This is a genomic window from Neorhizobium sp. IRS_2294 (assembly GCF_050500145.1).
In the GTDB taxonomy this organism is placed as follows: domain Bacteria; phylum Pseudomonadota; class Alphaproteobacteria; order Rhizobiales; family Rhizobiaceae; genus Neorhizobium; species Neorhizobium soli.
In genome coordinates this window covers 691543-704007 of record NZ_CP191439.1, presented here as the reverse complement: position 1 = coordinate 704007, position 12465 = coordinate 691543, and the positions used below count along the sequence as shown (strand labels likewise).

12 protein-coding genes are annotated in these 12465 nt (G+C 61.4%); 5 read left to right on the top strand and 7 right to left on the bottom strand.

What is annotated here, in order from left to right; genetic code table 11:
• Window positions 1–7: 7 nt before the first annotated feature.
• Both ACQY1K_RS03300 and chrA read right to left on the bottom strand, forming a co-directional pair.
• Window positions 8–856: a TIGR01459 family HAD-type hydrolase gene (locus ACQY1K_RS03300; protein WP_184654017.1), complete on the bottom strand. Its 849-nt coding sequence runs from the start codon at window positions 854–856 to the stop codon at window positions 8–10.
• A gap of 145 nt (window positions 857–1001) precedes the next feature.
• A complete protein-coding gene (gene chrA, locus ACQY1K_RS03295) occupies window positions 1002–2351 on the bottom strand; it encodes a chromate efflux transporter (protein WP_430258299.1) in 1350 nt (449 codons plus the stop codon).
• A 158-nt stretch (window positions 2352–2509) separates the two neighbouring features.
• Between chrA and groES the strand changes: the two genes are divergently transcribed.
• From groES to ACQY1K_RS03280, 3 genes are all read left to right on the top strand, one after another.
• Window positions 2510–2806 (top strand): co-chaperone GroES, encoded by a 297-nt coding sequence (gene groES, locus ACQY1K_RS03290; protein WP_062453716.1) that lies wholly within the window; start codon window positions 2510–2512, stop codon window positions 2804–2806.
• Window positions 2807–2865: 59 nt separating this feature from the next.
• Window positions 2866–4512 (top strand): chaperonin GroEL, encoded by a 1647-nt coding sequence (groL, locus tag ACQY1K_RS03285; RefSeq protein ID WP_062453717.1) that lies wholly within the window; start codon window positions 2866–2868, stop codon window positions 4510–4512.
• 239 nt (window positions 4513–4751) lie between these two features.
• The gene (locus tag ACQY1K_RS03280; protein WP_092661349.1) at window positions 4752–6686 is read left to right on the top strand and encodes a methyl-accepting chemotaxis protein; all 1935 of its coding nucleotides are present in this window, start codon (window positions 4752–4754) and stop codon (window positions 6684–6686) included.
• A gap of 118 nt (window positions 6687–6804) precedes the next feature.
• Here ACQY1K_RS03280 and ACQY1K_RS03275 read toward each other — a convergent pair whose 3' ends face one another.
• Window positions 6805–7125 (bottom strand): hypothetical protein, encoded by a 321-nt coding sequence (locus ACQY1K_RS03275; RefSeq protein WP_062453719.1) that lies wholly within the window; start codon window positions 7123–7125, stop codon window positions 6805–6807.
• Window positions 7126–7392: 267 nt separating this feature from the next.
• Between ACQY1K_RS03275 and ACQY1K_RS03270 the strand changes: the two genes are divergently transcribed.
• Complete coding sequence (locus ACQY1K_RS03270) at window positions 7393–7839, top strand: DoxX family protein (protein WP_062453720.1); 447 nt, start codon at window positions 7393–7395, stop codon at window positions 7837–7839.
• A 72-nt stretch (window positions 7840–7911) separates the two neighbouring features.
• Here the strand turns inward: ACQY1K_RS03270 and ACQY1K_RS03265 are convergent, their stop codons facing one another.
• The 4 genes from ACQY1K_RS03265 to hisS form a co-directional block, all read right to left on the bottom strand.
• Window positions 7912–8529: a class I SAM-dependent DNA methyltransferase gene (locus tag ACQY1K_RS03265; protein WP_430258298.1), complete on the bottom strand. Its 618-nt coding sequence runs from the start codon at window positions 8527–8529 to the stop codon at window positions 7912–7914.
• Window positions 8529–9224: an ATP phosphoribosyltransferase gene (gene hisG / locus ACQY1K_RS03260; RefSeq protein ID WP_062579299.1), complete on the bottom strand. Its 696-nt coding sequence runs from the start codon at window positions 9222–9224 to the stop codon at window positions 8529–8531. Before hisG ends, ACQY1K_RS03265 begins: the two co-directional genes overlap by 1 nt.
• Window positions 9224–10339, bottom strand: coding sequence for an ATP phosphoribosyltransferase regulatory subunit (locus tag ACQY1K_RS03255; protein WP_430258297.1), 1116 nt, complete (start codon window positions 10337–10339; stop codon window positions 9224–9226). Before ACQY1K_RS03255 ends, hisG begins: the two co-directional genes overlap by 1 nt.
• A 199-nt stretch (window positions 10340–10538) precedes the next feature.
• Window positions 10539–12059, bottom strand: a complete 1521-nt coding sequence (hisS, locus tag ACQY1K_RS03250; protein ID WP_430258296.1) for a histidine--tRNA ligase — start codon at window positions 12057–12059, stop codon at window positions 10539–10541.
• A 147-nt stretch (window positions 12060–12206) separates the two neighbouring features.
• On the opposite strand from hisS, the gene relB reads away from it, so the two are divergent.
• On the top strand, window positions 12207–12437 hold the full coding sequence (gene relB, locus ACQY1K_RS03245) for a type II toxin-antitoxin system RelB family antitoxin (protein ID WP_430258295.1): 231 nt from the start codon (window positions 12207–12209) through the stop codon (window positions 12435–12437).
• Window positions 12438–12465 lie beyond the last annotated feature (28 nt).

The following is a 12465-nucleotide window of genomic DNA, read 5'->3' as shown; positions in this document are numbered from 1 at the left end:
TTCCGGATCAGGCGAGGCGCGGCATCCAGAATTTCGGCGCCGCGTTCTCGCTTTTCAGCCATTCCTGCATGATCGCCTCATCGGTTTCGCCATCGACAGAATATTCCGCGATGTGAATGCCGGCACTGATATAAAGCAGGTCGAGGCCTTGCGAAAGCGCGCCACGAACATCGGTCGGCATGCCGTCGCCGATCGCGAGAACCCTCGCCTTGTCGACATCGCCGCGCTCCTGGCGGGCAATCGAGAGCGCCTCGTCGTAGATCGGCTTGTGCGGCTTGCCGGCGACGCGGACCTGGCCACCGAGCTGCTCGTAATAGGCGGCGACCGCACCGGCGCAGGGGATGATCCGGTGACCGCGCTCGACCACCAGATCCGGGTTGGCGCAGATCATCGGCACGTCGCGCGCAATGAAGGTGTTCAGCATCTGGGTATAGTCTTCGGGCACTTCCTTCTCGTCGTCGAAGAAGCCGGTGCAGACGACGCAATCGGCGTCGGCTTCAGAAACGATCTCGATACCCAGTCCATCGAAGAAATTGAGGTCGCGTTCAGGCCCCAGCAGAAACACCTTCTTCGGGCCTTCGGCGACCAGATGCCGGGTGACATCGCCAGACGTGACGATCCGGTCATAGGTTCCATCGGGAACGCCGAGATGCTTCATCTGTTCGATGACGCCAGGTGCGGGGCGCGGCGAGTTGGTGATCAGCACGACAGTGGCGCCGGCTTCTCTCGCGGCGGCCAAGGCTGTGCAGGAATGCTGGAAGGCTTCGACACCGTTATGGACCACGCCCCAGACGTCCGAAAGCACGACATCGTAGCCCTCGATCACGTCGTTCAAATTCTGGATGCGCTTTGCCATATCAAAAGTTCCTGCCGGTTTTGCCTGCTCGATTAGGAGGCTGACATCGCAAACCGTTGGCGAGATTACAAGGGACAAGGCGGTGAAAGGCGCCGCTGCGAGGCAGAACCTGGGAAAACTTCATATTTTTGCAATGGTCCGATCTTCACTGGATCAGGACGATTTGGGCGAGGAAACCGGCCGCCGCGCTGATGGCTAGCACCGGCACCATGCCGAGCTTCAGGACGAACAGCATGACGGAGGAGGCTGCGAAAAGCACGAGCGCGATGGGATCGAGGCTGGACCAGACCGGGACGGAAAGGCCAAATCCTGCTAGCGCAAAGAGATCGACGTGGCGAACCTCTCTGAACAGAACATGCAGGCCGAACCAGATCGCGAGGTTGAGGATGACGCCGACGACCGCGGCGGTGATGGCCGACAGCGCGCCCGATAAAAGGGCGTTGCCGCGCAGGCGCTCGATCAGAGGGGCGCCCGCAAAGATGAAGACGAAGCTCGGCACGAAGGTTGCCCAGGCGACAAGCAGGCCGCCGATTATTCCGCCCGTGACGGGGCCGAGACCGGAGGCTTCGCGGAAGCCGACGAGGAACCCGACAAAGGACAGAACCAGCACGAGCGGGCCCGGCGTGGTTTCGGCAAGTGCCAGGCCGTCCAGCATTTCGCCCGGTTTCAGCCAGCCGTAATCGGCGACTGCGACCTGCGCCACATAGGCCAGAACCGCATAGGCGCCGCCGAAGGTGACCAGCGCCATCTTGGAGAAGAAGGCGAACAGACTGGACAGGCTGTCCGGGGCACCGAAGGCCCAGAGCACCAGGACAGGCGACTGCCAGACGAGGATCCAGAATACAAGCGTTGCGATCGTGCGGGCGACACCAGGTGTTTTCGCGCCGGGAGGACTGTCCTCTTTGGCGATGCTGTCTTGCGTTTGCTGCGCCCCTGCCCGCGTTATCAGATAGCCTGCAAGACCGGCCGCGAACACGACCAGCGGAAACGGCAGACTGAAGAAGAACAGGGCCACGAAGGCCGCAGCCGCGACGCCGCGCAGAAAGCTGGTTTTCAGCGTCCGGCGTCCGAGGCGGATCACCGCCTCCACCACGATCGCAAGGACCGCGGCCTTCAGGCCGAAGAACAGGCCGGCAAGCCATGTCGCGTCCTGATAGAGGACGTAAGCCGCCGAAAGCCCCAGAATGATGGCAAGGCCGGGAAGCACGAAAAGCAGACCCGAAACGATGCCGCCGCGCACGCCGAACAGCAGCCAGCCGATATAGGTGGCCAGTTGCTGCGCTTCCGGGCCGGGCAGCAGCATGCAGTAGTTGAGGGCGTGCAGAAACCGCTCTTCCGAGAGCCAGCGTCTTTCTTCCACCAAAGTCTTGTGCATCATGCCGATCTGTCCGGCAGGCCCTCCGAAACTGAGGGCACCGATCCGGGCAAACACCGCCACGAGCTCACGAAAGCTCGGCGCTGCGCCCGGGTTTTGGTCGTTAAGCGTATTCTGCATGGCCGCTCCTTGAGCCCTGAATTTTTCAAGCCCGTTCTTGACTCAGCTCGCAGCCATCCTTATCTCGGGTCTCGTTAGCACTCTCGATAGATGAGTGCTAAACGTCACTCCGCGGGTCCTTGAGACCCGTCCATGTCATTTGATCGAGGGATTAGACAATGACAAGCACCAATTTTCGCCCCCTGCACGACCGCGTTGTAGTCAAGCGCGTCGAGTCTGAAGAAAAGACCAAGGGCGGCATCATCATTCCCGATACCGCCAAGGAAAAGCCAGCTGAAGGCGAAATCATCGCCGTTGGTCCTGGCGCCCGCGACGAAAGCGGCAAGCAGGTTGCACTCGACGTCAAGGTCGGCGACCGCGTTCTGTTCGGCAAGTGGTCGGGCACCGAAGTCAAGCTCGATGGCGTCGACCTTCTGATCATGAAGGAAGCCGACATCATGGGCATCATCGGCTGATTTTAGCCGACTGCTCTTCTTCCAATATTTGCTGACACCCCTTTTCAGGAGTTCCCAACATGGCAGCTAAAGAAATCAAGTTTGGCCGCACCGCGCGCGAAAAGATGCTTCACGGCGTCGATATCCTCGCTGACGCAGTGAAGGTCACGCTCGGCCCAAAGGGTCGTAACGTCATCATCGACAAGTCCTTCGGCGCTCCGCGCATCACCAAGGACGGTGTTTCGGTCGCCAAGGAAATCGAACTTGAAGACAAGTTCGAAAACATGGGCGCCCAGATGGTCCGCGAAGTTGCTTCGAAGACCAACGACATCGCCGGCGACGGCACCACGACTGCTACCGTTCTTGCACAGGCCATCGTTCGCGAAGGCAACAAGGCAGTGGCCGCCGGCATGAACCCGATGGACCTGAAGCGCGGCATCGATCTCGCCGTTGCAGAAGTCGTCAAGGATCTCCAGGCCAACGCCAAGAAGATCTCGACTTCGGAAGAAGTTGCACAGGTCGGCACGATTTCGGCAAACGGCGACGCACAGGTCGGCCGTGACATTGCTGAAGCCATGCAGAAGGTCGGCAACGAAGGTGTTATCACCGTTGAAGAAGCCAAGACCGCTGAAACCGAACTCGAAGTCGTCGAAGGCATGCAGTTCGACCGCGGCTACCTGTCGCCTTACTTCGTGACCAACCCGGAAAAGATGGTCGCCGATCTCGACGACGCTTACATCCTTCTGCACGAAAAGAAGCTTTCGAACCTTCAGGCCATGCTGCCTGTTCTCGAAGCTGTCGTTCAGACCGGCAAGCCGCTCCTCATCATCGCTGAAGACGTCGAAGGCGAAGCTCTTGCTACGCTCGTCGTCAACAAGCTGCGTGGCGGCCTGAAGATTGCTGCTGTCAAGGCTCCTGGCTTCGGCGATCGCCGCAAGGCCATGCTGGAAGACATCGCCATCCTGACGGGCGGCACTGTCATCTCCGAAGACCTCGGCATCAAGCTCGAAACCGTAACGCTCGACATGCTCGGCCGTTCGAAGAAGGTCTCGATCACCAAGGAAAACACGACGATCGTCGACGGCGCCGGTCAGAAGACCGACATCGAAGGCCGCGTTGCACAGATCAAGGCACAGATCGAAGAAACATCTTCGGACTATGACCGCGAGAAGCTGCAGGAACGTCTTGCCAAGCTCGCTGGCGGCGTTGCCGTCATCCGCGTCGGCGGTTCCACGGAAATCGAAGTCAAGGAACGCAAGGACCGCATCGACGACGCGCTCAACGCGACGCGCGCTGCCGTTCAGGAAGGCATCGTCCCAGGCGGCGGTACCGCACTCCTGCGCGCTTCGACCAAGATCACGTCCAAGGGCGCGAACGACGACCAGGAAGCCGGCATCAACATCGTCCGCAAGGCGCTGCAGTCGCTGGTTCGCCAGATCGCAACCAACGCTGGTGACGAAGCTTCGATCGTTGTCGGCAAGATCCTCGACGGCGACAGCGACAACTTCGGCTACAACGCCCAGACGTCGGAATATGGCGACATGATCGCCATGGGTATCGTCGACCCGGTCAAGGTCGTTCGCACGGCTCTGCAGAACGCAGCTTCGGTTGCTTCGCTGCTGATCACCACCGAAGCCATGATTGCCGAACTTCCTAAGAAGGAATCGGCTGGCGGCGGCATGGGCGGCGGCGGCATGGGCGGCATGGGCGGAATGGACATGATGTGATCAGGCCGTAAGGTCTGCACATCTGATCCTTCAGGTTCAGTGTTTCGGAAAGGGCGTCGGGCAACCGGCGCCCTTTCTGCTATTGAGGCATACAGCATGCATAGCATTTCCCCCTCTGAACTTACCGAACGACAAGGACTGATAATTTTTATTCGTATAAAATAGTAATTCGGCAGTGACGCTCTTCTAAGCAACTTCACATTAACTGCGCTTAATCAAACACCAACGCGCAGGTTGCCATGAAGCACGTATCTTTGATCGGTAAATTTCTGACGCTCATGTCGTTCTTCGGCATATTCGTCGTCGCAACTGCCTTCTACAGCAGCAACAGCATTCGAACGCTGGATAGCGAGTATGGCGGGCTTCTCCAGCAGGAAAGCCTGGCAACTTTGGCAATTGCACGCGCCAATCGCTACATGCAGACCGGGCACGCTGCCGCTGGCGACCTGCTTGTGTCGCGCACTGACGAAGAGAACGCGAGCAATCTTGCGGCGTTTGAAAAAGCCAAATCCTCTTTTGGTGGCTGGATGGACAAGGCGATGGCGGCCCTTCCCGCTAATGCCAAGCTGGCGCCGATCAAGGCGGAAGGTTTGAGCGTTCTCAATGACGCTTGCGGCCCTGTGGTTCAGGCCGCAGCTCAGGCCACGGACGAGGCTGCCGTGCTGGCGTCTCAGGAAGCCTTCATGAGGGACTGCAAGCCGAAGTTTGCGGCCGTTACCGAAAAACTCACGGTGGTGACCGACGAAGTGATGACAGCTGCAAATCAGGAAAGTGAAAATCTCAGCGCCAGTGCGAAGACAACCATCTACGCCACTTTCGGGGCCGTTATCGGAGGTCTCGCCCTCGTGCTCGTCGCAGGCTTCTTCCTGATCCGTGCCTGGCTTGCACGACCCATCCAGCACTTGCAGCGCACGATGCTGACCCTTGCAAACGGGGATCTGTCGGCGCTGGTGGCCGGCGCGGACCGCCGCGACGAGGTCGGCAGCATGGCCAAGGCCTTGCAGGTGTTCAAGGACAATGCTCTGCGCAGCAAGGAAATGGAGCATGAAGCCGAGCTGAACCGTACGACCCAGGAAGCGGACCGTGTCCGCAACGCGGAGAGCGAACGCCAACGCAGCGAGGCGATGGCCGAGGCGACCAATGGTCTGGCGGAAGGCCTCAAGCGGCTCTCGGCCGGAGACCTCACCTTCCAGTTGGACCGGGCTTTCGCCGCAGACTTCGAAGGCTTGCGAGCGGATTTCAACGACTCGGTCGCCAAGCTGCGCGACACGCTCCACTCCGTCGCCAACGCCACCAACGCGATCGACGGCGGATCCCGCGAACTCAGCCAGAGCGCCGGCGACCTGTCGAAACGTACCGAACAGCAGGCCGCCTCGCTCGAAGAGACAGCTGCAGCGCTCGACCAGATCACGGCCAATGTCAGCACCTCCACCAGCCGCACGGAAGAAGCCCGGTCGATGGCGATCGAAGCCAATCAATCGGCTGCCCAGTCCGGCGCCGTCGTTGCAAAAGCGGTCGATGCGATGCAGCGGATCGAACAGTCGTCCTCGCAGATCTCCAACATCATCGGCGTGATCGACGAAATCGCCTTCCAGACCAACCTTCTCGCCCTCAATGCGGGCGTTGAGGCGGCGCGCGCCGGTGAAGCCGGCAAGGGCTTTGCGGTGGTTGCCCAGGAAGTGCGCGAGCTCGCGCAGCGCTCCGCGCAGGCCGCAAAGGAGATCAAGGACCTGATCCGGAACTCGGCGTCCGAAGTCAAGAATGGCGTCGAACTGGTGAGCGCCACAGGCACTGCGCTTCAGGTGATCCAGAATCATGTCGTGGCGATCAACTCGCAGCTCGATGCGATTGCCACGTCCGCAAAGGAACAGTCGGTCGGCCTGTCGGAAGTCAATGTTGCCGTCAACCAGATGGACCAGGTAACCCAGCAGAACGCCGCGATGGTGGAAGAAGCAACGGCGGCAAGCGCTGCGCTTGCCCAGGAAGCCCAGCGCCTGCGCGAGCTCGTCGGCCGGTTCAACACCGAAGGCGACCGCGGAATGTCCGCATCGGTGCGCGTCGCCGATCACGCAACCGCCCGCGCCACCCCCTCGCCGGCACGCACCCTCGCCAAGAAGGTTGCGTCAGCCTTCGGTTCGCTAGCGCCAGCCGCCTCCAACTGGGAAGAGTTCTGATTGACCACATTGACGAACCGAAAGGGCGGTCTTCGGGCCGCCTTTTTTTGTTTCGCGCCCATAAAAAAACCGCCCGGCAGAGCCGGACGGTGAAGGGTCATTTCAAGTGCCGCTCGGCTTAGTACATCGTGCGGCCGTTGTTGTTCTTGCGGTAGATGTTGCGCGACGCGTTGTTCTGGCGGCGCTCGATCTCGCGGCGCTCGCGCGGGGTGATCACGCCATCGCGGGCTGCGCGGTTCTGGGCGCGATCGATGCGGTTCTGCTGGCGAGCGATGTTGCGAAGCTCCTGCGGCGTCAGTTTGCCGGTGACGGCACCGCGGTAGATCCGGTTTTCCTGCCGGTTTTCGCGGCTTTCGCTGCGGTATGTCTGCGCGAAGCTCGGCACTGCAAATGCAGACGCCATGACGAGTGCGAGCGTGGTGATGGCGATCTTCTTCATATCTTCCTCCTAGTTCGAGGTCGAACTCAATGTGAGAACGACCCGATGGTAGGTGCCAAACGGTGAACCCCGGCTGAAGGTTGCGTTCACCTTCGCTTGCATATGCGGTTTTTTGCACATTCTAAAATGGCCGTTATCGTTCACTTTTATGAGACAAACAGTCTCCGATCGTTCATCTTTCGCGTTTGGCAGAAAGGGGTAATGTCCGGTTCAAGAATTCACACGCGGCGGGGAGAAAGATCCAGCGCCGCAACCCGGAGACTTCCCATGTCCAGCACCAACAACATCATCATTCTCGTCGCACGCATTCTTCTGTCGTTCATGTTCATCTTTGCCGGCTTCGGCAAGCTGGCCGATCCTGCAGGCACTGCCGGCATGATCGCAGGCGCCGGCATGCCGGCTGCAACCGCCCTTGCCTATCTCGCCGGCCTGTTCGAATTCGTTGCCGGTCTTGCCGTTCTCGTCGGCTTCCAGACCAAGATCGCCGGCTGGGCCATCGCCCTGTTCTGCATCTTCACCGGCGTGATGTTCCATTCGGGCACCGTTGCCGTTCCCGGCTGGCCGGATGCCGCTCTCGGCTGGATCAACACGCTCAACGGCATCATGCTGATGAAGAACGTGACGCTGGCCGGCGCCTACATCCTGCTCGCCACCTACGGCCCAGGTCTCTACTCGGTCGACGCACGCCGCGGTAAGGTCGCAATCGCTGCCTAACCTTTGAGCGTTCCCTGCCATGAAGGCCCGCCAGTCAACTGACTGGTGGGCTTTTTTTTTATTCTGGAATTGCTATGATGTCCGGCGGCGGATGTTCTTTGCCAGCCAGACGGTTGCGCCACCGCATTGCGGATCCTGGGCGACGCTCGCCACCACCTCGAAGCCGTTTTTCGTGAGGAGCGCTTCGTATTCCTCCGGTGACAGGCTGGCGTGGTAAAGCGGTTCACCGCCGAACTCCCCCATCGCCTCGCCTTCGAAATGGCCGGCGGTAAACATCAGCGCCGCACCGGAGCCAGCGAGTGCTGCAAAGCGCGGAAACATGGCGCGCTGGTCCTGCGGGTTGAGGTGGAAGAAGCTGTGCCAGGCAATGATGCCGTCGAACTTGGTCGGCTGGTAAAACTTGCGCATGTCGGCAACGATCCAGGCGCGGCCCGGAAACCGTTCGCGGGCAAGCCCGATCAGCGTTTCCGATGTATCGACGCCGGTGAGCCGATGATTACGGCGGATGAGGTCGGCGGCGATGGGTTCCGCGGCACCGCAGCCGAGATCGAGCACGTGACCGCGCGGCGGCATGGTGGCCGCAAACCTGTCGAGCCACGGCCTCTCGAACAGGGTCTTGCCGCGCAGCTTGTCGAAGGCAGCTGCGTGGCGTTCGTAGAGCCCGATGATATTGGCGTCTTCGCCGGCCATCAGAGCGCGTTGCGCACGGCGTCGACGATATGCGCGATGCGCGGATCGCTCTCATGCGCGGATTTGCGCGCTCTCACCAGGCAGGCCTGCGACTTGAGGATGACGCCATCCGACAGGATCTTCAGGTGGTTGGCGCGCAGTGTCGAGCCGGTCGAGGTAATATCGACGATGATATCGGCCTGGCCTGCCGCCGGTGCGCCTTCCGTGGCGCCGAGGCTTTCGACGATGCGGTAAAGCTGAATGCCGTGCTGCGACGAGAAATGCTGCTGGGTGAGCCGCCAGTATTTCGTGGCGATCTGCAACCGCCGCCCGTGACGCGCGCGGAAATCGGCAGCGACATCGCCGAGATCGGCCATGGTATCGACGTCAAGCCAGATTTCCGGAACGGCGACGACCACATCCGCATGGCCGAAACCGAGGCGGGCGACGATCTCGACCTGCCGGTCTGCATCGACCAGTCCCTCGCGCACGAGATCCTCGCCAGTGACGCCGAAATCAACGGCGCCGGCGCCCAGTTCACGGGCGATCTCGGAGGCCGAGAGAAAGGCGATCTCGATATCCTCATGGCCTTCGACGCGACCGCGATAGGAGCGGTCATTGCCGACGGCGACGATGGGAAGGCCGGCGCGCTCGAAGATCGCCGAGGCGTCGTCCTTCATGCGGCCCTTGGAGGGCAAAGCGATGGTTATGGTCATCAGCGCGCCCTCGCCTGTTCGATCCGGTCGAGCCACAGCGAGAAGCCGACGGCCGGAATGTCGTCGACGGCGCCGAGCAGCGTCAGCAGCCGGTCAAAGCGACCGCCGCCGACCAGAACCGCATCCGACCCCTTTTGCGTGACCTCGAAAACGAGGCCGGTGTAATAATCGAGCGGACGACCGAAGGCCGCACGATAGGTGATGCGCGACGGGTCCATGCCGAGATCCTGAAGCGCTGCAACGCGGGCTTCGAATTCGGAAAGCGCGTGGCCGAACGACAGCCCTGCGGCATCGGCAAAACCGGCAAGGGCGGCGGCTGCCTCCGAAAGCGGCAGTTCCAGCGACAGGAACTCGCTCAGCAGAAGAAGTGCTGCGCCATCCAGCCGGGTTTCGGCGAGCGCCAGCTTTTCCGTCAACCGGGCGGCGATCTCGCGCGGAGAGCGGCTGGCATTGGTGGAATAGCCGGTGTCCTGCATGGTCTGGTCGATATGGTCGATCAGCGCCGCCTCGTCCTGTTTCAGGAGATCGGCAAGCTCGGGCGACAGGCCGGCGACGGGCTGCGGGGTGGCGAGTGTCAGCAGCAGTTGCTTGAGAAGCGCGGTATTGCCAAACGCCTGGATCAGCCGCTTCTGCCAGCCGAGCGGCAGGCCGAGCGAGCGCACGACCGCTTCGAACACGGTCTGATCGCCGAGCGTGATCGTGAGAGCGCGACCGGGAAGCAGGCTTGCGATGATTTCGACCGCATCGGTGACGGCCCGGGCATCGGCGCTTGCGACGTTCTTTTCGCCGAGATCCTCGATGCCGGCCTGATAGAACTCGTTGTCGCCGTCACGCCGCTGGCGAAACACTTCGCCGAGATAGCAATAGCGCCGCGGCGTGCCGGTGGCGGTCTCGATATGGCGCAGGCAGACGGGAATGGTGAATTCCGGCCGCAGACACAGGCTTTCGCCGCGCTCGCTTTCGGTGAGGAAGATGCGGCGGCGAAGATCCTCGCCGGCCATGTCGAGAAAGGGTGCTGCCGGCTGGATCACCGGCGTATCGATGCGGGCCGCACCGCGACCGGCAAATTCATCGAGCAGGCGGCCGGAGAATTCGGGCATGTTGATCAGCGGCATGGGACGGCTCCTGCGGTAGGGGAGAAAGTCCCCCTCTGGGCTGCCGCCCATCTCCCCCACAAGGGGGGAGAAGACTCGTGGCCGGCGCCGATCTCACCAGCGAGGCGCAGCGGGAAATCGGACGCCGGCGTCGCGCACCAACGCGCTCCCTCCCCCTTGTGGGGAGGGTTGGGGAGGGGAAAAGCCACCGTCACAGACATCATTCGCCCTTCGCCCGCGTTCGATCTTCGGCCTGAGCTGCCAGGATTTCCTGCACCTTGGTGACGAGATCGGTTTCGGAGACCGTATCCTGCGCGACGCGGGCTTCGCGCCATTCGGCATTGTCGGTGATCTCGCCGGAGAGGCGCTTGCCCTCGAACAGGTCCTTCAGCTGCACGACACCCTCGGCGCGCTCGTCGCCGCCCTGGATGATGGCGATCGGGCAACCTCTGCGGTCGGCATATTTCAGCTGGTTGCCGAATTTCTTCCAGTTGCCCTGGTACATTTCGGCACGGATGCCGGCATTGCGCAGATCCTGCGTGAATTTCTGGTAGCGTCCCATGCTCTCGACATCGCCATCCATGACGGTGACGAGAACGGGTGCGACGACCTCATCCTGGCCGAGCTTGCCAAGGTTCTTCAGCGCCGTCAGCAGCCGCGAGACGCCGATGGAGAAACCAGTGGCCGGCACCGGCTGGCCCATGAAGCGCGACACGAGACCATCGTAACGACCACCGCCGCCAACGGACCCGAACACGACCTTTTCGCCTTTATCGTTTGTGACGTCGAAGGTGAGTTCGGCTTCGAAGACCGGGCCGGTGTAGTATTCGAGGCCGCGGACGACGGAGGGGTCGATCTTGATACGATCGGGGCCGTAACCGGCACCTGTTGCCAGCGCGCCGATGATGTTCAGTTCCTCAACGCCCTCGCTGCCCCTGGCTGTTCCAGCAACCAGTTCGCCGAGTTCAGCCGCGCTTTCCGCGTAATCCTTGATGCCAACGAAGAAGAGAACCTTTTCGATCTGTTCCTCGCCAAGTCCCGCACCCTTGGTGAAGTCGCCACTCTCATCCTTGCGGCCGGCACCCAGCAACAGAGCAACGCCCTCAGAGCCGAACTTGTCGAGCTTATCGATGGCGCGCAGCACGTTCAGCCGCTGGCCGGCCTTGTCGTCGCCACCGAGGCCGATCGCCTCCATGACGCCATCCAGAACCTTGCGGTTGTTTACCCGGATCACGTAATCGCCGCGCTTGATACCCAGCGCTTCCATCGTGTCGGCCATCATCATGCACATTTCGGCATCGGCCTGGACGCCGGGTGCGCCGACCGTATCGGCGTCGAACTGCATGAACTGGCGGAAACGGCCGGGGCCGGGCTTTTCGTTGCGGAACACGTAGCCGGCGCGGTAGGTGCGGAACGGCAGCTGGATCTCGTTGAAGTTTTCGGCAACGTGGCGGGCGAGCGGCGCGGTCAGATCGTAGCGCAGCGACATCCACTGTTCGTCGTCGTCCTGCAGCGAGAACACGCCCTCGTTGGGGCGGTCGCTGTCGGGCAGGAACTTGCCGAGCGCATCGGTATATTCGAACAGCGGCGTCTCGAGCGGATCGAAACCGTAGCGCTCGTAGACTTCGCGGATTTTTCCGACCATTTCGTTGGTGGCGTGGATATCGGCGCTCGAACGATCGACAAAGCCGCGCGGCAGGCGGGCCTTCAGTTTCTGGGGCTTCTTTTGTTTGTCGCTCATGATCGATATTCCATTGCCTTCGGGCCTTCGGGAAAGGCCGGATTAGTGTGCGGTTTCTTAGAGGATGACAGCCGGAGCGGCAAGGGCGGCGGCTGGCGAACAGGCGAGAGCGGTGGTATATATTGCGCCACCACAAGGGTTACGGCCATGAACAAGCGCGTCACGATCGAAATGCCGGATGAAATGCTGAAGCTTGTCGAAGACTACGCCGCAGAGGCCGGCTCCGCGCCGGACGTCTATATGCGAGACGTCATCGAGCAGCATCTTGAGAATATGTACGACATCGCGGCCGGGGAAGCGGCCATGGAACGTCTCCAGGCCGGTGAGAAAACCTACACCTGGGACGAGATGGAGCGCGAGCTTGGCCTGAATGCTTGACAGAACTGGGAGCCAGGCCTCTATCGCT

What these genes read in the sequence shown, in the direction of transcription:
- ACQY1K_RS03275 (WP_062453719.1), bottom strand. Translation starts at nt 7,125, where the DNA reads ATGAAGAAGATCGCCATCACCACGCTCGCACTCGTCATGGCGTCTGCA.
- ACQY1K_RS03300 (WP_184654017.1), bottom strand. Translation starts at nt 856, where the DNA reads ATGGCAAAGCGCATCCAGAATTTGAACGACGTGATCGAGGGCTACGAT.
- ACQY1K_RS03255 (WP_430258297.1), bottom strand. Translation starts at nt 10,339, where the DNA reads ATGCCGCTGATCAACATGCCCGAATTCTCCGGCCGCCTGCTCGATGAA.
- ACQY1K_RS03265 (WP_430258298.1), bottom strand. Translation starts at nt 8,529, where the DNA reads ATGGCCGGCGAAGACGCCAATATCATCGGGCTCTACGAACGCCACGCA.
- hisS (WP_430258296.1), bottom strand. Translation starts at nt 12,059, where the DNA reads ATGAGCGACAAACAAAAGAAGCCCCAGAAACTGAAGGCCCGCCTGCCG.
- ACQY1K_RS03280 (WP_092661349.1), top strand. Translation starts at nt 4,752, where the DNA reads ATGAAGCACGTATCTTTGATCGGTAAATTTCTGACGCTCATGTCGTTC.
- groES (WP_062453716.1), top strand. Translation starts at nt 2,510, where the DNA reads ATGACAAGCACCAATTTTCGCCCCCTGCACGACCGCGTTGTAGTCAAG.
- chrA (WP_430258299.1), bottom strand. Translation starts at nt 2,351, where the DNA reads ATGCAGAATACGCTTAACGACCAAAACCCGGGCGCAGCGCCGAGCTTT.
- ACQY1K_RS03270 (WP_062453720.1), top strand. Translation starts at nt 7,393, where the DNA reads ATGTCCAGCACCAACAACATCATCATTCTCGTCGCACGCATTCTTCTG.
- relB (WP_430258295.1), top strand. Translation starts at nt 12,207, where the DNA reads ATGAACAAGCGCGTCACGATCGAAATGCCGGATGAAATGCTGAAGCTT.
- groL (WP_062453717.1), top strand. Translation starts at nt 2,866, where the DNA reads ATGGCAGCTAAAGAAATCAAGTTTGGCCGCACCGCGCGCGAAAAGATG.
- hisG (WP_062579299.1), bottom strand. Translation starts at nt 9,224, where the DNA reads ATGACCATAACCATCGCTTTGCCCTCCAAGGGCCGCATGAAGGACGAC.